The sequence below is a fragment of the Sphingomonas sp. genome (assembly GCF_019242355.1).
Classification (GTDB): Bacteria; Pseudomonadota; Alphaproteobacteria; order Sphingomonadales; family Sphingomonadaceae; genus Sphingomicrobium.
The window spans coordinates 1-18,838 of record NZ_JAFAVR010000074.1 but is presented as its reverse complement, the minus strand read 5'-3'; the positions used below and the strand labels follow the sequence as shown (position 1 = coordinate 18,838).

At 64.7% G+C, this 18,838-nt stretch carries 23 protein-coding genes; 4 read left to right on the top strand and 19 right to left on the bottom strand.

Annotated elements, in window-relative coordinates:
* The 10 genes from JOZ79_RS03615 to JOZ79_RS03570 form a co-directional block, all read right to left on the bottom strand.
* Window positions 1–680, bottom strand: a 680-nt coding sequence (locus tag JOZ79_RS03615) for an ATPase, T2SS/T4P/T4SS family (RefSeq protein WP_294070693.1), incomplete at its 3' end; no start/stop codon positions are given.
* 1 nt (window position 681) lies between these two features.
* Complete coding sequence (locus tag JOZ79_RS03610) at window positions 682–1,884, bottom strand: pilus assembly protein CpaE (protein ID WP_294070690.1); 1,203 nt, start codon at window positions 1,882–1,884, stop codon at window positions 682–684.
* A gap of 10 nt (window positions 1,885–1,894) precedes the next feature.
* Window positions 1,895–2,497, bottom strand: a complete 603-nt coding sequence (locus JOZ79_RS03605; RefSeq protein ID WP_294070688.1) for a TadE family protein — start codon at window positions 2,495–2,497, stop codon at window positions 1,895–1,897.
* Window positions 2,494–3,012: a TadE/TadG family type IV pilus assembly protein gene (locus JOZ79_RS03600; protein WP_294070685.1), complete on the bottom strand. Its 519-nt coding sequence runs from the start codon at window positions 3,010–3,012 to the stop codon at window positions 2,494–2,496. The genes JOZ79_RS03605 and JOZ79_RS03600 overlap by 4 nt, the downstream gene beginning before the upstream one ends.
* The gene (locus JOZ79_RS03595; RefSeq protein WP_294070682.1) at window positions 3,009–4,676 is read right to left on the bottom strand and encodes a pilus assembly protein TadG-related protein; all 1,668 of its coding nucleotides are present in this window, start codon (window positions 4,674–4,676) and stop codon (window positions 3,009–3,011) included. Before JOZ79_RS03595 ends, JOZ79_RS03600 begins: the two co-directional genes overlap by 4 nt.
* 12 nt (window positions 4,677–4,688) lie before the next feature.
* On the bottom strand, window positions 4,689–5,003 hold the full coding sequence (locus JOZ79_RS03590; RefSeq protein ID WP_294070679.1) for a hypothetical protein: 315 nt from the start codon (window positions 5,001–5,003) through the stop codon (window positions 4,689–4,691).
* Window positions 4,993–6,561 (bottom strand): type II and III secretion system protein family protein, encoded by a 1,569-nt coding sequence (locus JOZ79_RS03585; protein ID WP_294070676.1) that lies wholly within the window; start codon window positions 6,559–6,561, stop codon window positions 4,993–4,995. Before JOZ79_RS03585 ends, JOZ79_RS03590 begins: the two co-directional genes overlap by 11 nt.
* Window positions 6,558–7,490 (bottom strand): Flp pilus assembly protein CpaB, encoded by a 933-nt coding sequence (gene cpaB, locus JOZ79_RS03580; protein ID WP_294070673.1) that lies wholly within the window; start codon window positions 7,488–7,490, stop codon window positions 6,558–6,560. The genes JOZ79_RS03585 and cpaB overlap by 4 nt, the downstream gene beginning before the upstream one ends.
* 177 nt (window positions 7,491–7,667) lie before the next feature.
* Window positions 7,668–7,862 (bottom strand): Flp family type IVb pilin, encoded by a 195-nt coding sequence (locus JOZ79_RS03575; protein WP_294070670.1) that lies wholly within the window; start codon window positions 7,860–7,862, stop codon window positions 7,668–7,670.
* 439 nt (window positions 7,863–8,301) lie between these two features.
* Entirely contained in the window at window positions 8,302–9,075 is a 774-nt protein-coding gene (locus JOZ79_RS03570; protein WP_294070668.1) for a DUF2569 family protein, read from the bottom strand.
* Between the two features lie 217 nt (window positions 9,076–9,292).
* Here JOZ79_RS03570 and JOZ79_RS03565 point away from each other — a divergent pair, with 217 nt between their 5' ends.
* On the top strand, window positions 9,293–10,762 hold the full coding sequence (locus tag JOZ79_RS03565) for a hypothetical protein (protein ID WP_294070664.1): 1,470 nt from the start codon (window positions 9,293–9,295) through the stop codon (window positions 10,760–10,762).
* Here JOZ79_RS03565 and JOZ79_RS03560 read toward each other — a convergent pair.
* Together JOZ79_RS03560 and JOZ79_RS03555 are read right to left on the bottom strand one after the other, a co-directional pair.
* Window positions 10,759–11,751: a phosphatase PAP2 family protein gene (locus JOZ79_RS03560; protein WP_294070661.1), complete on the bottom strand. Its 993-nt coding sequence runs from the start codon at window positions 11,749–11,751 to the stop codon at window positions 10,759–10,761. The genes JOZ79_RS03565 and JOZ79_RS03560 overlap by 4 nt on opposite strands.
* A 31-nt stretch (window positions 11,752–11,782) precedes the next feature.
* Entirely contained in the window at window positions 11,783–12,808 is a 1,026-nt protein-coding gene (locus JOZ79_RS03555; protein ID WP_294070658.1) for a M23 family metallopeptidase, read from the bottom strand.
* Window positions 12,809–12,962: 154 nt separating this feature from the next.
* Between JOZ79_RS03555 and JOZ79_RS03550 the strand changes: the two genes are divergently transcribed.
* Entirely contained in the window at window positions 12,963–13,964 is a 1,002-nt protein-coding gene (locus tag JOZ79_RS03550; RefSeq protein ID WP_294070655.1) for an NAD-dependent epimerase/dehydratase family protein, read from the top strand.
* 102 nt (window positions 13,965–14,066) lie between these two features.
* Here the strand turns inward: JOZ79_RS03550 and JOZ79_RS03545 are convergent, their stop codons facing one another.
* Window positions 14,067–14,555, bottom strand: coding sequence for a DUF1465 family protein (locus JOZ79_RS03545; protein ID WP_294070652.1), 489 nt, complete (start codon window positions 14,553–14,555; stop codon window positions 14,067–14,069).
* Window positions 14,556–14,664: 109 nt separating this feature from the next.
* Window positions 14,665–14,862 (bottom strand): YdcH family protein, encoded by a 198-nt coding sequence (locus JOZ79_RS03540; RefSeq protein WP_294070649.1) that lies wholly within the window; start codon window positions 14,860–14,862, stop codon window positions 14,665–14,667.
* Between the two features lie 159 nt (window positions 14,863–15,021).
* Between JOZ79_RS03540 and JOZ79_RS03535 the strand changes: the two genes are divergently transcribed.
* Window positions 15,022–15,189 carry a DUF465 domain-containing protein gene (locus tag JOZ79_RS03535; RefSeq protein ID WP_294070646.1) on the top strand — a complete coding sequence of 56 codons (168 nt, stop codon included), beginning with the start codon at window positions 15,022–15,024 and terminating at the stop codon, window positions 15,187–15,189.
* Between the two features lie 57 nt (window positions 15,190–15,246).
* Here JOZ79_RS03535 and dksA read toward each other — a convergent pair whose 3' ends face one another.
* Window positions 15,247–15,612: an RNA polymerase-binding protein DksA gene (gene dksA / locus JOZ79_RS03530; protein WP_294070696.1), complete on the bottom strand. Its 366-nt coding sequence runs from the start codon at window positions 15,610–15,612 to the stop codon at window positions 15,247–15,249.
* Between the two features lie 378 nt (window positions 15,613–15,990).
* Here dksA and surE point away from each other — a divergent pair, with 378 nt between their 5' ends.
* On the top strand, window positions 15,991–16,764 hold the full coding sequence (surE, locus tag JOZ79_RS03525) for a 5'/3'-nucleotidase SurE (RefSeq protein ID WP_294070643.1): 774 nt from the start codon (window positions 15,991–15,993) through the stop codon (window positions 16,762–16,764).
* Window positions 16,765–16,773: 9 nt separating this feature from the next.
* Here the strand turns inward: surE and JOZ79_RS03520 are convergent, their stop codons facing one another.
* The 4 genes from JOZ79_RS03520 to JOZ79_RS03505 form a co-directional block, all read right to left on the bottom strand.
* Entirely contained in the window at window positions 16,774–17,178 is a 405-nt protein-coding gene (locus tag JOZ79_RS03520; RefSeq protein WP_294070640.1) for a hypothetical protein, read from the bottom strand.
* Window positions 17,179–17,219: 41 nt separating this feature from the next.
* A complete protein-coding gene (locus tag JOZ79_RS03515; protein WP_294070638.1) occupies window positions 17,220–17,633 on the bottom strand; it encodes a hypothetical protein in 414 nt (137 codons plus the stop codon).
* 138 nt (window positions 17,634–17,771) lie between these two features.
* Window positions 17,772–18,308, bottom strand: a complete 537-nt coding sequence (locus tag JOZ79_RS03510) for a CAP domain-containing protein (protein ID WP_294070636.1) — start codon at window positions 18,306–18,308, stop codon at window positions 17,772–17,774.
* 127 nt (window positions 18,309–18,435) lie between these two features.
* Window positions 18,436–18,838: asparagine synthase C-terminal domain-containing protein (locus JOZ79_RS03505; protein ID WP_294070633.1), on the bottom strand; the 403-nt coding region annotated here is incomplete at its 5' end.

The window sequence follows — 18,838 nt, the reverse complement described above, 5'->3', positions numbered from 1 at the left end:
AAGGCGACCATTTCAGGTGTAAGCGTGCTACGCTGCACGAGCTGGGAAATGTCGTTGCCAAATGCGCCGAAGCGCCGGATACATAGCGCAGGGCCGTCAATTGCAAGCGGCCCGATAACCGCGTTCACCCGCGAACCATCCGGCAGGCGCGCGTCGACCATCGGCGAGGATTCGTCGATGCGGCGCCCGACCGCCGAGACAATCTTCTGGATAATCCGGACGAGGTGCCGCTCATCCTTGAACCGCACCGGGCTTAGCTCGAGGGTGCCGTAGCGCTCGACGAACACGCGGTCGTGGCCGTTTACAAGGATGTCGGTGATCGTCGGGTCCTTGAGCAGAGGCTCGAGCGGCCCGAGCCCGAGCAATTCGTCGAGCACGTCGCCGACCAGCTGCTTGCGCTCGGCATGATTGAGCGCGTGGTTCTGCTTGTTTAGCTCCTCGACGACGATGTCGCCAACTTCGGCCTGGATCTGCTCGCGCGACAATTTGTCCAGAGCCTGAAGGTTGATGAGGTCGAGGAGACGCTGATGAAGCGCAACCTTGAGGTCGGTGTGCGCTTCGCGATGACTGAATGCGCCCGCATCCCCGACGGCGATCAGCCGGCGGTCGGCGAGCGGCTCAACCCGCGTGTCCTGCTCCTCAATCCCGTCCGAAGCTCTAGTCTTGCGAATCTGCCACATCTTACCGTTCCAATCCGAGTGCTGCTGCGACTCCGGCATCGAGCGTATCGATGTCCTTGCCCAGAGGACTCTTCCGCTTGAGGTCCCCGATCGGGACGCCACGGTCGAGAGCTGCACGCATCAGGGGCTCGTCGTCCGCCACTGTATAGGCGATCCCGCGGCCGAGCGCCTTGTGGATGTCCGCCGGCCGGATCGCCCGCGCCTGCCCCTTGTCGAACCGATTGGCGACGACTCGGACATCGAGTTCGCCGAGATCCTGCGATTCGAGCAATCGGAGCTGCTTCGACGCACGGTGAAGCCCTGCGATGCTGAGTTCGGTCACCAGCAGCACGAGGTCGGACCGGGCGACGAGCGACAAGGACCAGTTCGTCCAATTGCTCGGAAGGTCGACGAAGACGGTTCCGAACTCACGGGTCGCAAGATCGACGACGTTGAGCAGGTGATCGCTCGACACACTCTCCAGCGGCATCATCTCCGGCGGCGCTGCGATCACCGCAAGGCCGCTCGAATGATGCGTGGTGGTGGCGCGGAGGAGCGCGGAGTCGAGCCTGGTACCGGCTTCGAGGAGCTCGTGCAGTGACAGCTTCGGCCGAAGCCCCAACTGAAAGGCCACGTCGCCGAACTGAACGTCGAGATCGATCAGGCAAGCCTCACGGTCGCGCGCCACCTCATGCCGGGCGAAGCGGATCGCAAGCTGGCCGGCAAGCGCCGTCGCGCCGATGCCGCCGAGGCCTTTTACGATTGTGACCAGCTTCGACCTGCTCGACTCTGCGGCGCGCGAGGCCTTGCGGATCTCGTCGCGGAGCGGAGCGATCGAAGCGTCCAGCTCCTCAAGGCTGAGCGGCAGCGGCACCACATCGTGCGCGCCGGAACGGATCAGTGCGCGAACCAGCGCCAGCGACGGATCATAGGCCGCCGCAATGAGGGGAGTCGCAGTCGCCTGGGCGAGCTTCTGGAAGCGCTTGATCGATGCCGGCGTGTCCGAATCGACCTGGATCACGGCAGCTGCGGCCGATCCCAGGTCCTGCGGATCGATCCAGTCAGTCACCGGCGCAATGCTCAGATGCACCGGGAACCCGGCAACCTGGGCACCGACCAGTTCCGCCGGATCGCCCTCGAAACCGCTGAGATAGAGATCGACGCCCAGGTCGCGCCTGTTGGTCTGCCAGGTTCGAGTGGTCTCGTTGGGGTTCATCGCGGACACTGGCGGCACCTCAGTTGGATTGCGTTCCGTAGCTGTCCTCGGCGGTCAGCGCGGCGTGGAAATCAGGCATCCTGAAGGTCGCAAGGGTCAGCGTGGTCAACGGCTTGAACTGGAGCCCGGTCAGCCTGACGCTGACAATCGGATCGACGTCCATGCCCGACGGATTGCCGGCAAAGCCGAGGCCGGAACCTTGATAGACGACCTGCACGTTGGTCTCTGCGATATCGGGATCGATCTGCTTCATTCGTGCCACCAGCTGCGTCCATGCTCCGGTTGGCGCACCGGTGCCCGACGGACACGGAGTGGCGGTGCAAGTGCAGGTCGTCGAGCTGCAGGTTATCGTGCCGAGCGAGCTCGCCGGGATCGTGTCACCAGCCCCGAGACCGCTCGACGTGAACTTGTAGGCATAAAGCCCCGGGGCCACGGGATCGGTGACGACCGCGAAGCGTGTCCCCGTCTGCGTTGCCTTCTCGGCCCGATTGTATGCCCACATGAAGCGGCCACCGTCGATGATCCCGAACAGGAAGATGAGGAGCAGCGGCAGGACCAGTGCGAACTCGGCCGCCGACGATCCGGTCGACGACGTCCAGAGACTGTTGGCGAGGCGCTTCATATGCCGAGCACCGTCGCCTGCTCGCTGGCGTTCACCTTGAGGCCGGAAGCGGGAAACACGACATTGCCCACGGCCCACCGGTACGGAAGCGACGCCGTGACAGTAACCACCGGCACGTTGCCGCCATTGAGCTTGTACATCCCGGACAGGCCGGTGCCGTCCGCAGCCTGGGTGACGCAGCTGAACGTGACAGTGAAGGTCGTTTGCGCGGAATCCCAGTTGGGCAACCGGTCGTTGCCGGTGGTGAGCTGACCGCCCCGAACGACATCCTCGACGCTCGCCTTGAGCGTGTTCGAAACGGACCCCGGCGCCGTGCAGTCATAATTGCTCGCGTCCTGGTGCGCCGCAAACGTCGCACCGTCGCGCACGCCCTTGATGAGCGCATGTTCCGACATGAAGTAATTGCCGAGCTCGATCGGCCCAAACGTGAGGACGAGCAGGATCGGGATGACCATGGCCATCTCCACGGCCGCGGCGCCACGCTGGTCCGGCAACAGGGCGATGAGCGCTCTCATTTGATCAGCATCGGCCGCTGCCGCAGATAATATTGAAAAGCGGTCGATCCGTCCGGCTTCTTCGCGCCGCCCACGACCTCCACGTAGATCTGGTCCTTGCTCGTGCGGCTGCGATCGAGTGAGGGCTCGACTAGGAACAGGTCGACCCAGCCGATCGGCTGGACCGCACTCGACCCCTTCACGCTTCCGGCCGCGCAGTTGACGACGGCGGCAGTGAGGAGGCGCCTGTCCTTGACCGTTGCCGTCGGCGCCTTTGACGGGGCGCAGCGCCCATTGGCATAATCATAGAAGCTTGTGGGCTTGCCCTTGCTCGAGGTCTCGGCGAGCCGGCGCTTGGCGTCTGTGCCGGACTTGTTGAGCAGGGTCCCCGCCTGGATCGCTGCCGTCTCCGCGCGATACACATTATAGCGGCTGATCGTGGACAGCGTCACGCCGTTCGTGGCAGCCCAGTTACTGAGCCAGCTAAGGGATTGCCAGCCGGTGCCGGTGGTCCCGTAATTCACCTGGAAGTAGAGGTTGCGGTCCCAGGCTCCGTCGCCGAAGCGGCCATTGGCGCAGTCGCCGGTGCTACTGATCGAGTGGCAGATGTCCCGTGGCGATCCCATCGAGGTCGGCTTTCCGAGGGCTGTAGGCTGTAGCCGCGTTACGGGGTCGGGGAGATACTGGACCGAAGGCAGGTCCCAGGGGCCGCTGCCGGTCTTGAACCCGCAATTGTCGCTCTTGCCCGCAGTCTCGTTCGGAGTTGCTCCGCTGCTGAACTGGGGATGGATCACGTCCTTGATCACGTCCAGCGCCGGGCTGCAATTGCCCGTTGAAGAATCGCAAGCGGCGACCAGCCCGTTCTCGTAAATGTCGAAGCGCGTGTTGATGCCCTTCGGCGCGGACGCAACGTTGCCGGGCTCGGTGTTCACGTTATTGGCCGCGATGCAGGGATTGTTCTCGACGTTCGAGCCGATCGCCTGCTCGACGGTCTTGGCGCCGCTGCCGAAGTCGAGGTAGCCGTAGTTCCCCGGTGCCCAGGTCGTGCCGCCGCCCGCCTCGAGCTTCAACCCCTTGCCGGCATAGGCGCTCGGATCGAACGCGAGGTTCGTTGGCGTCTCCGTTGGGTTGCAGATCATCAGCGGGGGCACCTTGCAGACTGCGCCGGAGCCCAGCGTCGCCACTGCGGTGCCGGTCATGGTCTGGCTTTTGGTGAGGAGGCTCGCGATTGGAGTCAGCGCATAATTGGCCGTCCTGGCGTCGACCGTGACAATCACAAACTTCGCGTCAGCTGCCGTAGCTGCCGCGGTTCCGGGCGTATCGGTGCTCTGGTCGTAAGTCTTGTAGAACTTGATGTTGCCGGTCGAATCGCAGCCGCTCTCCTGAGTGACCGTCACCGCAGCCGTCGTGCCGGTAGGGCGCGCGGCGAACAGGGTGTAGTTGTTGAGCAATTGCGACGCCGCCGCCGCCGCCCGTGAGCAAGCTCCCGACTGCCCATCAAGCTGGCTTGCCGCTGCCAGCGCCGCCTGGTCCGCCGCATCCTGCAGCTCGGTATGCATGGTCGCCATCCGCGCATAATCGAAGGCGATCCCGCCAACGGCGATCAAGCCCACCAGGGACAGCGCGACGGTCGGCGCGACGGCTCCGTCAGTCTGCTTCCACAAGCGCTGCAGGGTACGCCGCATCCTGGTTCATTCTCAGTGCGTGGAGCTCGAGCCGCTGCCGCTGCCGCTGCCTCCGCTCGAGCTCTCGGTCGACGAAATCGTCTCGAGTTGCTTGACCGTGTCGGTGCGGTAGCGCTTGAGGGCGGCAGCCGCCTTCACGCCACTGTCGCCAGGCTGCGCCCCGGCCGCAGGATAGACGGGGTCCGGATTGATGATCTGCGCGGCCGCGTTGTACTTGACCGCCTCGCCCAGACCCGGGTCCTCCTCGCCAATGTGATGTGTGTAGGCGGTCCTGCATCCGCAGGTCAGAAGCATCGCCGTGGCGATCAGCGTCAGCTTAGAGGACATGCCCATAGTCCTTCTCGAAACCGGAGGGTTTGGCCTGCGCCATCCCGCCCGCGGGCGGCGGCGGTGGTGGCGGAGGCGCGACATAGGCCGGCGGCGGCGGCGGCGGAGCGGCAATCTCGACGCCCGACGGCGGCATTGCGCTGTCCTGTCGCCCGTTGAGCAGCAGGTCCGCCTCATTGGGCGGCAGCACGCGATCGGTCGGCACCCGCAGGGTTCCCGCACGCACCGGCCGCACCAGGCGCGGAGTGACGATGATCACCAGTTCGGTCTCCTGGTGCTGGAAGCCAGTGGAGCGAAACAGCGTCCCGATGATCGGGAGCTTGCCCAGCAGCGGGACCTCCCGGATCGTATCCTGGAAATCCTTCCGCAGCAGGCCGGCCAGGGCAAAGCTCTCTCCGTCGCGAAGCTCGACGACCGTCTTCGCGCGCCGCGTCTGCAGGCCGGGGATGGTGAGGTTGTTGATCGTGATCGACGCCGACGGGTCGATCGAGCTGACCTCCGGCGCGACCACGAGGTTGATGACGCCGTCGGCGAGCACCGTCGGAGTGAAGGAGAGGCTGACCCCGAATGGTTTCCACTCGACCGAGATCGCGCTGCTCCCGTTCCCGCCGGCGCCGGCGCCACCACCGCCACCGCCGCCATTCTGCACGACCGGAACCGGGAACTCGCCGCCGGCCAGGAAGCTCGCGGTCTCGCCCGACAGCGCCGTGAGGGTCGGCTCGGCAAGCGTGTTGACGTCGCCCTTGGTCTCGAGCGCATCGAAGGCGGCCCAGAAGTTCAGGCCGCCGATGCCGAACTTGCGCGTCAGCACCGCCGCGGTGTCGGCGATCGTGCCGAGCGTCAGGCGCCCGTTGCCGAACGGTGTCGCCGGATTCGATGAATCGCCGGAGCCCGGTTGAAGTCCGGACCCGTTGCCGATCACGCCGGCGAAATTGGATCCGTTATTTCCACCGTAGCGGAACCCGAGCTGCTGCAACGCGGACCTTTTCACTTCCGAGAAGCGGACTTCCAGCATGACTTGCTGTGACGATCCGATCGAGAGCATGTTGACGACCTTGCCGGGCGCATAGGTGTCCGCGAGCTGCACGGCCCGATCGGCATCGACCGAGCCCGGCACGACACCCTCCAGGACGATGGAGTCGTTGGATACCCGGGCGGAAATGTCGTCACCGGGAATGAGGTCGGCAAGCTGGTGCTTCAGCGTCATCACGTCCGGGCCGACGACCACGTCGACGACGGCAATCAGATGGTTGGAGCGATCGTAGAGCGTGAGGCTCGTCGTGCCGGCCTTCTTGCCGAGCACGTAGACCGACGTATCGCTGAGCGGCAGGACGTCGGCGATCTCCGGGCTGCCAATCAGCGCCTTGGCGTAGGGCCGGTCGGCGCGCAGCACCTGGCTCTTGTTGACCGGAACATCCAGCTCACCCGCGTGGACACCCTCGGCAAGGGTGACCTGGGCGAGCGCCGGTTGAGCGGCAAAGGCGATCGCAAGGATCGCTCCCGCCGCGCTTGCACGACGCAATGCGCGCAAGCTCGAGAATAGATTGCCCCCCATCATTCCCCCACCTTGTACGAGTTGCTCGCCGTTCCCCGGTAGACTTCGACGCTGCGGCTGGTCTCCGGCGGCGGCGCGGCCGGCGAATGCTTGCGGATGACGACGTGCGTGGTCGCGGTCCGGACCGTCGCATGTGCGTGCGGGGCGTTGATCTGCGCGGCCGTGCGCATCATCGCTCCGGAAATTGCGCCGTCGAGCCCGCCGCCGAACGAGCCGACGACCGCGGGAGCCGGATAGCGCGCTCCGCCATAGAGATTGTAGCGAAGGTCGTTGAGACTGACCGTCTCGACGACCGGGTTGTTCTGCTCACCGGGCTTGCGCAGGACCAGGCTGAGCGTTCCCGCCTCCTGGGCCAGGGCCAGCTTCTGGGCGTCAAGCGGGTTGACCTCCAGCGTCGCGGTGTGCGCGACCTTGGGCGAACCATCGTCGTTCTTCGCGGTCTGGTCGATTGCGATGACCCGGACATTCTGCAACAGGATATCCGTGACCTGCTGGCCAGCGCCGGTGCCACCGGCGACCTGGCGCGTGATGAGCACATCGACGCTGTCGTTGGGCTGGACGAAGCCCGCCACCCCGGACACGTCGTTGATCCGGACGGACGCGGCGCGCATGCCGTCCGGCAATAGCGCGGCGATCGAGGCGCCCTGCCCCGTCCCGGAAATCTTGCTTGCGAGGATCGGCTCGTTGACGCCGATCGGCAGCAGCGCGACACGCTGCTTGAGCTGCGCGGCATTGACGAACACGCCGGGCGGAATGCTGCTGTTGGGATAGTCGACGAACCGCACCTTGTCGGGCGTGATGTCGGTCCCATAGGCGAGCGGCACTGAAGCGACAGCCACCTTGGTCGTGCCGCCAAGCGCAGCCTGCTCCTGCTTTCCGGTCAGATAGACGTTCGCGATATAGACCGCGAAGAGCCCGAGAACGAGCGCCACCCCAAGCGCAATCCACGATTGCCGTGTCAACATAACGCGCCACCCCCGCGGCGATGTCCTGCTCTATAGAGCTCCAGAGTTACTGCTCCGGCAAGTGAATTCCCGGCAATCGCAATCGACCGCAGGGTAGTCGGGGCCATCGCTAACGACGGCCCCGACCCTGTCGAGCTGATGCTCTTAGCCGCAGACCGAGGTCGTGGCCGAGGAACCTGCGTTGATGCAGTTGCCCGCGCGGCCCATCGCGCCGCTGATCGATCCGCCGAGGGCGACCGCCGCGACGGCGATCGTGGCGCCGACGATGGCAAGGATGAGAGCATATTCCGCGGCCGAGGCACCGGCCTCGTCGCGCAGCATGTTGATGAACGTCTTCATGGCTTGTCCTTCCTCGAAAGAAGTCCGTGTCGTCGCCGGCACGGACGCTGCTTTGCAATTTCGGAGAAAAGGAAACCCGCGACCGCTGCCCGATTGGAACCGATTGGATCGAGCCGCCGTCGCACCCCCGAGCGCTAAGCTGCAGCAAGGGCTGACTCTCGATTAACCCGATGTCAACCACGTCGGTTTAACGGCAATTTACCTCAATGTCAGGAACGGCAGCTCGTAAACCGCTAGTTTTTGGGGATTTTTTATTTGGATTGGTCTGGAACCGAACAGGTCTTCAGCAGTTTCGCAGTCCCGCTTTCGGACGTTTTGTCGTCCTTCCGACACAGGCAATCGGGCGGTCCAGCACCCGCATCCGTTACACTTCTGAGACAAAAAACGAATCAGTCGCGCCTAGCAACCGATCCGCTGTGGTACGGATGACCGGTCGTGCTCAGGCCGGCACGCGGTGCCGGAACGTCACGTTCACCCGCCGGGACAGCAGCAGATACGGGAGCCATAGCGCCATGCTGATGAGCACCTTCTTGACGTTGCCGGTCAGCATGTTCTGAAGCGCGACGGCAACGCTTTCCGGCAGCGGCCCAGCAGCAACCACGAGCTTGGCCGTCGCCACCTGCATCGCGAGGTCGGCCATCCAGATTGCGACCATCAGCCGCGGGAACAGGGGCACGCGCCGGAGCGCGGCCACGAACGCGATCATGTAGAGGCTGCCGAACGCGACCACGTCGAATGTCATCGCGAAATGGAGCGCCGCCAGCCAGCTTGGCGCGGCCGACGGGATGGGCGGCATCGCGGCGAGATATTCGGCGGTCCGGACCGGCACGTTGAGCATGATGCCGACCAGCAGCGAGACCATCATTCCAGTGGTGCCGTACAGGGGGTCAAGCCGCGCCTCGGCGGCATATATGGTGCGCCACCTTCCGATACGCGCAAGCCGAGTGACCGGCTGCGGCTGGCGATCGCCGTTGTGGAACCAGCGCAGCGCAAGCATCGTCGCGACAAATGGCGCCACGACGACGAGGGCGTAGGAAGCGATGGTCGAGATCGGCGGCCCGCCCGCCGGATGCGCGCTGAACGTCACGCGCGCCGCGGCTACAAGGCCGGCCACCAGGAGCCAATATTGAAGGATGCGATCGAGGCGCGAGTCCAGCGATACGAGGAGCGCGGCGGAGCGTGCCTGCAGTCTGTCGCCGTAACGCTCGAGCATCGACTTACGTCCTCCTGACCTTTCGAATCTTATCGATGCCACCCTTGAGATATGGTAAATGCAGGCTTGCAGGGCGCGGTTCCCCCGGAACGCTGTCGTCGCCTACCGCCGATCCGCTTGCCTCCTGAAGCCGTCTGTGTTTTCCTTGGCGCGCCGGACTTCGGCAGGACGAGGATCTCACACGCGCGACCGGCGGTGCGCCCCTTCGAAAGGGACCATGATCTCGCAGCCGCAAACCCGTCCGGACCGGCACCAGGCATCCGCGGGAACCACCAGGGCGCGCGAGATCGAACCGCGTGAGATCGGTCTTCACCTGCTCTTCATCGCGATGGTGCTCGGCCTTCCTCTTGGCCTGGCAATGACATCCGCAGCGTTCCGCGACGGAGACGTCAGCTGGCAGATCGCCGCCGGACAATGGATCCTGGGCCACGGCCGGATCCCCACGATCGATCCCTTTTCCTACACCGCCGCCGGCCGCCCATGGGTCGCAATGGAATGGCTGGCGGAGATCATTTATGCCGGCGCCTTCCGGCTGGCCGGTTACGGCGGCGTCGCAGCGCTGGTTGCGGCCGCACTGATGCTGCTGCACGCGGCGATCTTCTTCTACCTCAGGCGCCGGGTGTCGATCGCAATCCTAGCGGTGTCGCTCCTGATGCTCGACCTGGTGCTTGCGCCCTTCGTGCTCGCGCGGCCGCACGTCCTTGCCTGGGCGATTCTCGGGATCTGGACCATCACCCTCTTGCGCGCCGCCGAGGCCGGGCGGCCACCCCGATTGCGGTGGGCGCTGTTGCTCGTGCTGTGGACCAACATGCACGCGAGCTTCCCGCTTGCGCTTCCGATCGCCGCTGCGATCGGTTTCGATTCCGCGCGGGCGGAGAACTGGACCAATGGCCGTTCGTGGCTGCTATTCGGTTGCGTCAGCGTGGTCGCGCTGATGGCGAATGCGAACGGCATCGCCGGGCTGCTCCAGCCGTTCCGGACGGCGAGCCTGGCAATGCTGCCCTTCATCGGCGAATGGCATGCAAGCTCGCCGAACGCGACGCCCTACTTCTTTGGAGTGCTTCTTGCCGGGCTGGGCGCGCTGCTATGGACGGGCGTTCGCATTCCGGTCGGACGGCTCGTCCTGCTGCTGGTGCTCCTGGCGCTGGCCTTTGCCCATGTCCGACACCAGGGGACGTTCATCATCGTCGCGACCCTGATCGTCCCGACGCTATTCACCTCGAAATCGACCAGCGCGGACGTTCCCAGATGGCTGCTGCTCGGCGCTGTCCCGATGCTCGCTTATGCTTGCCTCTCCGGTTTCACGCCGCCCGAGAGCGCAGCCAACCCGCGCGGCCTCATTGCCGCAGTGCCGCCCGAGCTGAGGGCACAGCCCGTGTTCAACGAATACACGTTCGGCGGACCGTTGATCCTCGCCGGCATCAAGCCGTACATCGATGGTCGCGCGGAAATCTACGGCGATCCGTTCGTAGCCGATTATGCGGAGATCATCGGCGGCGACATGGCCGCCTTCGATCGCGCCGAACAGCGCTATGGCTTCCGCTGGGCAATGCTGCCCCTTGGCAGCAAGGCCCTGCTCCATGGCCTCGAGGCGTCAGGTGAGTGGCACCGACTGTACGTCGACCGAATTGGCGTGATCGAGGTGCGCATGACGCCGGGTCGTGAAGCGCTGGAGCCTATTCGCTAGGCCGGACTGGGGAATCCCTTCAGCACTCGCCTGGCTATCACGATGCTGATCCACGCAACGAATGCGCCGCCGATCAAGTCCACAAGGTAGTGAGCGCCGACGATGAGCGCCGAAAACGCCATGCACAGATTCAACAGGAGAAATGGCCAGCGAAGCGCCTTGACCGGCCAGGCCGCCCAAACCAGCAGCACTGCAGCTGCCGCGTGAAAGCTTGGAAAGGTTACGAAGGCGACCAGCAGGTCCGGCGTAATCAATCGCACGCCATTATCGCGAATGGCATGAATCGCCGGCGCTGTGAGCCACGCGACCTGCGCCGTCATGTTCGGATACTGCGCTGACGAAATGCCATTGTACGTGAACGCGGCCTGCGCTGGGACGAACGGATAGATCAAGATCGTGGCGAGAAGGGCAATGTTCGCTCCGAGGATTGTGACCCAGGCTCGAGCGGATCGGCCGACCGCGAACAACGCGGGCATGATGACCGCACCCTGCCAATTGAACGATAGGTAGGCGATCCACAGGAAGCTCAGGAGCAGCGGGCGATCCCTGATCATATTCGCAAGCGCCAGCCAGTCGAATCCCAGCGCGCGATCGGCAGACGACAGCTCCGCATCTGCAAAAGGCCCAGCGATGGCTGTCATCGGATAAAGCAGCGCTGCCAACGCGAACGATTGCCCATATAGAAAGCCGACAGTCTCGAAAGCTCCGGCCATTCGCGGCTTTTCAATCCGACGAAGCAACGGGCCGCAAAGCACCAGCATCACGCAGTACACATGCGGAAGAAGGGGCGCGCGACCGGCCGTCCGAAATCCCATGGAAAGCGCCAGGCCGACCGATCCGACGAGTTCCACGCCGCAGATGGCGTAGAGCAGATGTGCGGGTCGACGGAACAGCCGCCACGTCCCCGAGTGGCCGCGCTCGACCGGCATCTGCGCAGCTGCGGCGCCATCGTCGAGTTCGGAGGTGCTAGTCCCGGTCGTCCAGGCCACTTCCGTTCGGGATCGCCACATCGTTTGGTGGCTATCCCGCCGATCCGGTGAGAACCGCACGCAGTGTGTCGTCGAACTGGTGCAGCTTCTCTCCCTGCAGCTGGCCCGGTCCGCCGTCCAGTTTGACTGCCATGGGATTCACCGGCCGCCCGTTCCTCAGCACCTCGAAATGGACGTGCGGGCCGGTCGAGAGGCCGCTGGAGCCGACATAGCCGATTACCTCGCCCTGGTGCACCAGCTCGCCGGGCGCCGCTGCGATGCGGCTCATGTGCCCGTACAGGGTCTCGAGGCCGCTGGCATGGACGATCTCGACGGCCCGACCATAGCCGCCACGCCATCCGGCGGACACCACCCGCCCGTCGGCGGCAGCCGCGATCGGTGAGCCAAGCGCGGCGCCGAGATCCACGCCCGCGTGGAACCGCTCGTAACCGAGGATGGGGTGGAAGCGCTCACCAAAGCCGGACGTGACCCGTCCAGCGACTGGCAGGTGCAGCGCGCCCTGGGTTTCGCCGCCGACACCATCGCCATTGACCCAGATCATGTGCTTTCCGTCGGTCCATTTGAGGAGCTCGACGTCGGCACGCGCGACCCGATCAAGGCCGACATAGAGTAATTGGCCAAGTGTTCCGTCAGGCTGCCGTTCAACCACCAGGTCGAAGCGGTCGTCAACGCTGAGGCCATCCTGCAGCCGGATCGCGCGGGCGAGCACGGCGACATAGTCGCGCCCCTGCGCCGCCGGGACGCCCGCGGCTTCCAATGACGTGGTGAGATCGCTGCCGACGAGCCCCGAGAAGCGGCGCGTGTTTTCGTCGACCGCAGCAACTCGCGGGGCTGGATCGGTGGCGGCTCCGATGTAACGCGGCGGCGGCGGCAGCGCGGACTGCGGGACCGGCTGCGCATGTAGGGGGCTGGTTGCGCTTGGAAGTGCCGCGACTGCGGTGATGGCGAGCAGGGCAAGGGCTGCGCCGCCTAGCAACAGCCAACCATTCAGCGTTCGAGCAGGCCGCGCGTACGGAGCCCTCGCGAGCGCGAAGCCTTGCGTCGATATTGCATTCACGGCCGTTTGCCCCCCTCGGCAGGCGCGGCTCGGTTCCGCGGCCATTTTCGACCCATCCGGGCGGCCGCGTCAAGCCGTGTTCAAACGGGACAGGTCGAACGCAGTCCCGAATTGGACCTTGGCGGCTGCAGGATCAGCGCCCTATGGCACCGACATGACTGTTCTCGTCACCGGAGCCGCGGGATTCATCGGCGCTGCGACCACGCGCGCATTGCTGGCGCGTGGCGAGACCGTCGTCGGCATCGACAATCTCAACGATTATTACGACCCTTCGCTCAAGCACGCGCGACTGAATGCGCTGCGCCGGGAGTTCGACGGCAATCGTTTTCGGTTTGAGCAGCTCGACTTCGCGGACGCTCGCGCTTTAGGCGAGCTCGCGGCGTCGACGGACTTCGACCGCATCGTTCATCTCGGTGCGCAGGCGGGAGTTCGCTACAGCCTTCAAAACCCGTCGGCCTACGTGCAGTCCAATCTGGTCGGCCACTGCAACTTGCTGGAGCTCGCCCGAGCGCGCCGGTCCAGTCACTTCGTCTATGCATCCTCGTCATCCGTCTATGGCGGCAACAAGAGCATTCCGTTCCGCATCGAGGACCGCGTCGACCATCCGCTGTCACTCTACGCAGCGACCAAGAAGGCGGACGAGCTGCTGAGCGAATCCTATGCGAGCCTTTACCGCCTGCCGATGACGGGCCTGCGCTTCTTCACCGTCTATGGACCGTGGGGCCGGCCCGACATGGCGATGTGGATCTTCACCAAGGCACTGTTCGAGGACAGGCCATTACCCGTCTTTAACGGCGGCGAGATGCGCCGCGATTTCACCTACGTCGACGACATCGTCAGCGGCGTCGTCGCCTGCCTCGACGGGCCGCCGCTCGACGACGGGGCGTCCAAGGCCGGCGGCAGCACCGCCCCGCACGCTCTCTACAATATCGGCAACAGCCGCAGCGAGAATTTGATGCGGCTGATCGAGCTTCTCGAGCAGGCGACAGGGCGCAAGGCGCTTCTGGACCCACAGCCAATGCAGGCCGGAGACGTGAAGGATACGTTCGCCGACATTAGCGCCATAGAACGCGACCATGGTTTCACGCCCATCACGACCATCGACGAAGGGGTTCCGAGGTTCGTCCGCTGGTACCGCGATTACCACGGGCTCTGACTGGTCCTACCGCGACGGAGCGATCTACCGCATCCAGCGGGCCGGAGTTCATCGACTTGCTGGCAGCACATATGCTGCCGCCATGGCACGCGTGGCCGCTCTCTAGTAGGCAGGCCCGCCACCCAGGCCGCGCTCAAGGCGCCCCATCAGCGCCCGGGCGGGGCTCGGCACCGCCTCCGGCTCGAAGCTGCCATCGTCGATCCGCTGGACCCTCGCATAGAGGTCGGCGCTGGCCTGGATCAGCCGGCGCGCGCCTTCGGGAAGCTGCGCGACGACCATTGGATCGCTGCTTTCCGCATGGCCGAGCCGGCGTTCCGGGCGCCGACCGCCAGGATGCTCGATCTCTCCCGATTCGATCGCACGCTGGGTCAGGAGCCAGGCGACGATATGCATGACGCGCGTCGTCACCTTCAGGGATTCACAGGCGAAGCCGACCCGAGCGAATGGGTCGAGAAGAGCACGCTCCTCTCGGCCGGCATCATCGAAATAGGACCGCGCTTCATCGGCGAGGACCATCGCCTCCGTGTAGAGCGAGTCGATCAATCGGGAAGTGATGCGCACTTGCGCCGGCGGCAGGTCCGATTCGTCCATATCGAAGTGACACTGCCACCGATGCATGGCCGTGAAAACGTATCAGCGGACGAATTGGGCGAGCGAGACGGCAGCCCGTCCCAACGGGGGACGCTGACGCGAGCGGGGGTCAGGCGATGATGTCGGGAATACTGGAGTCGAGGATCCGCTGGATCTCGTCCTTGATCAAAAGCTTGCGCTTCTTGAGTCGCGCGACCTCCAGTTTGTCGGGCCCGGCTTCCGCGCTCAGCTCCTGAATGCGCGCATCGAGCCGGCGGTGCTCGGTCCTGAGCTCGTCGAGGCTCGACTGAGGTTCGTCGTCGTTCATCGCCGCTTTCTAATGCAACCGGCCGCCGAGGCGAAGCGCTGTCCGGTATCGACGGGCAGCGGCCGGGGCCGGTTGAGCCGTGACAAGCCTCAAGACAAATCCACAAAATCGTGATTTACTGCGATGTTGTCAGTCGCAATCCGAAAAGGAACGCCATCCATGGACAAGGCAGTCGTCGAGGAAATCGAATCGAAGCACGCTGCGCTCCACGCCCTGATCGAACAGGAGGAGCACCGCACCCATCCCGACGAAGACCTTCTCCATCGCCTCAAGAAAGAGAAGCTCAAGCTCAAGGACGAGCTTGCCGGGCACGTGACCCACCACTAGCTGCCTCACTGGGCCGCCGCCACGCCCATCAGGGCTGCATGCGGCGGCCGTGATCATTCAGTCGTCGCGCGAGACTCTCTCGATGCGCTCGTGCCGCTCCTGCGCCTCGAGCGTCATGGTCGCGATCGGGCGCGCTTCGAGGCGGCCCAGCGAAATCGGCTCGCCAGTGACTTCGCAATAGCCATACTCGCCGTCGTAAAGGCGGCGGATCGCACTATCGATCTTGGCGATCAGCTTGCGCTGCCGGTCGCGGGTGCGAAGCTCGATGCCCCAGTCCGTCTCGCTCGATGCGCGGTCGGCCAGGTCGGGCTCGCGGAGCGAATCGATCTGCAGCTGCGCCATGGTCTGGCGGGACTCCTCGATGATCGCGTCCTTCCAATCCTTCAGCTTGCGGAGGAAATAGGCGCGGTGGCGCCCACACATGAATTCCTCCTCCTCGGCCGGGCGATAGCCCTCCGCGAGTATGATCCTGTCGAAAGGTTCAAAGTCATCGCCGCCGTAAAGGTCGACAAGCGCAGTCGCCATATGCCTCTCCCCGCACCGAGCGCCGCATAATGCGGAGCTCCCCCAAACGCCCGCCGCCTGCTGCGCCGGGCCACCGGTGCAGCCGGAGGCGATTACTGAGACTTTCCCGGGACTTGAAACCGGGTAAGTCGGTATCCCCAATCCGGGCCTATAGTTACGACGGCAAGCCTGAACAAGAACTGTCCGCGGCGCCGTGAAGAAATCGCCAAGCTGTTGCGAATATGGCGCAATCCCGTCCCGGTTGCCCGTCGCCGCGGCGCCCGCCATAGGTCCGCGATGCGCATCCTGCTGACCAACGACGACGGTGTGAACGGGCGCGGGCTGCACCTGCTGGAATCGGTTGCGCGCGCGCTCAGCGACGACGTCTGGATCGTCGCGCCGGCCGACGAACAGTCCGGCGCCGGTCATTCGCTGACCCTCAGCATGCCGGTCCGACTCCGCCAGCACGACGATCGGCGCTTCTCGGTCACCGGCACGCCGACCGATGCGGTGATGCTCGCACTTGCGCATGTGCTGAAGGACAATCCGCCGGACGTCATCCTGTCGGGCATCAATCGGGGTGCCAACATTGCGGAGGACGTCACCTATTCGGGTACTGTCTCCGCCGCGATGGAGGGAGCGCTTGCCGGCGTGCCCTCGATCGCGCTGAGCCAGGCCTATCCGCGCGAGGGCATGGGCGACACCGTCCCTTTCGCGGCCGCCGAGGCCTGGGCGTCACGCGTGCTTCGTCCTTTGGTCGAATTAGAGATGGCGCCCAAGACCCTGGTCAACGTCAATTTCCCCGCGCTTGCGCCCGACGCGGTTCGCGGCATCCGGGTCTGCCGCCAGGGCATTCGCGACTACGGTCGGTTACGCATCGTCAAGCGGCAGGATCCGCGGGGTTACGAGTATTTCTGGTTTGGTCTGGGACCCGTCGTCGAAACTCCAGGCCATTCAACCGACCTTGAGGCGCTGGCCGACGGCTATGTGACGGTGACGCCACTGCACCTCGATCTCACGCACGAGAGCTCGCTGCGGGCCCTGCACGAGCGCTTCGAGGCCGAAGCCTAGGCGGCGTGCCTACTTGCCGCGCTCCCCCGCGGCTTCGGGTGGCGGGGTCGGGCCGTTGACGGCCGAGGCAAGCCAGGTCGACGTCGCGTTACAGCTGCTTGTGAGCGTCAGCGGCTGGTTTGCCTGGAAAGGCGCCGCGTAAGGCCAGCACTCTTGCGCCGCTCCGTTGCTGAGGCAGAGATGGCCATTGATGGCGGTCCAGGTGCCGTTTACCGTATTGCCGCCGGGCGTCATGATGCGCGCCGAGCCGCCTTGATCGAAATAGACGGTATTGGTCACTCCGGCGGTCGTGACCCGAACCGGGGGGCCTGCAATTTCTGAGCCCGGAACCCAGGCTTGTGCAATCGCGGTGGCGGGAAAGGCGGTGACGAGCGTCAACCCAAGGGCGACACGCGCGGCAAGCGTAAACTCCATGACGCTCTTCCCTCCGAATCGATGCAGCGGCGACCCTTTGCTCAGGCCGGGCTAATGGTGTGATGGTTATTGCGAACCAGGAAATAGATGAGGGCGCCAGTCGTCAGCGCCGCGAGCGCAAGGAACAGTGGCGAGACGATGTAATGCGGCGCCACAGGAACGACCGGAGTAGCCGAAACTGGCGCGGGCTCCGCAACAGCTACCGGAGGTGGCGCGTCGATCGCTGGGAGCACGCAACCGGTCGCCGGACCTTGCATCGCCACGGCCGTGGCGGCAGCACCGCACAAGGTAGCAGCGGGCGCGCCAGCGCTGAGCGCGGTCAATGCTGCCCAGGGACTGATCTGCTGAGGAACGGCGGCGCCTGGCACGGCAGCAGCGGCCGCGTTCGTCGAGCCGAGCGTCAGCGCGATGGAAAGAACGGTCCCGATGATGCCGTTCACACGCATACCGCTCATGCCATTCGTCTCCTGATCAGCATGGATGATCCAGCTGTTACCAGTCACGGCGCAACGCTTACCCCGTAACGGAGTTGCTTGCTACCGTTGTTGACCTAACTTTTCACGTAAATCGCTGAATTGCACCGGATTGTGGCTTCAAGGCACACGCAAGCCGACCACGTTGCCGCCCGGAGAGTAGCGGCAGACCATATAATCGTAGCTTGCCGACGATCGCACCGCGCAGCCGACGCGCGTGCTTCCGGGCCAGATCATCTGGGTATAGTGGCCGACGTCGTCCCAGCTGCCAGTATAGCTGACGCGGGGAAACGCCCCCGAGCGGAACAGCCGGCGTTCCGAGGCCCAGCTGCCGACCATCTGATCGATGCTGAATGCACCGTGAGTCCCCATCCACAGATTTTCACCCTGCCCGGCACGCTGAGCATCAGAGGAATGGCCCCAGCGGCCGCTGCTCGCCAGGCGGGCCGCATAAGCGTCCGCGGCTGCGGCTAGCGCGCGATCCCAGACTGCAGGCCGAACGCCCGCCGCCCAGCGCAGCTGATTGTGGAGTGCAAGGACCCGAGTCCCGAACATGGTCGCCGACGGAATCATCATCGTCGACGCCGCGATCGCCCCATTGATCGGAATCAGCGCGAAACAGGCGGCCGCAGCCGCCAGCAGAATATGTCTCTTCACCGGAACCCCCTCCCGTGTGGGTCCGATGCTATCCAGTTCGAAGGTCGGGCATAGTCGTCGGCAAATAGTTATCGCCGGAGCGAGTCGTTACTGCGGTGAATGACTCGGCGTGGACCCTTTCCTATCTTCAGGCTGCCTCCGCCCGGCACGAACGCTGCTGCTCGAGCCAGGCTTGAAGCATGAGGACAGCCCATAAAGCCGGCGTGGAATCGCGCCGCCCCGCAAGATGGTCATTCCACCGCCGCCGGACGATCGTCGGATTCAGCAATCCCTCGGCCTTGAGTGCTGCAGGGCTCAACAACTCCTCGGCCCAGGGACGCAAGGGTCCCTTGATCCATTCGCCGACCGGGATTCCAAAACCTGCCTTGGGACGATCGATGATCTCGCGCGGGACATATTCATAGAGAAGCCTGCGAATGATGTGCTTACCCCTGCCGTCCCGCACCTTCATGCCGACCGGGATCCTTGCGGCGAGAGCCGCAACACGGTGGTCAAGGAACGGAATTCGGGTTTCCAGGCTGACGGCCATG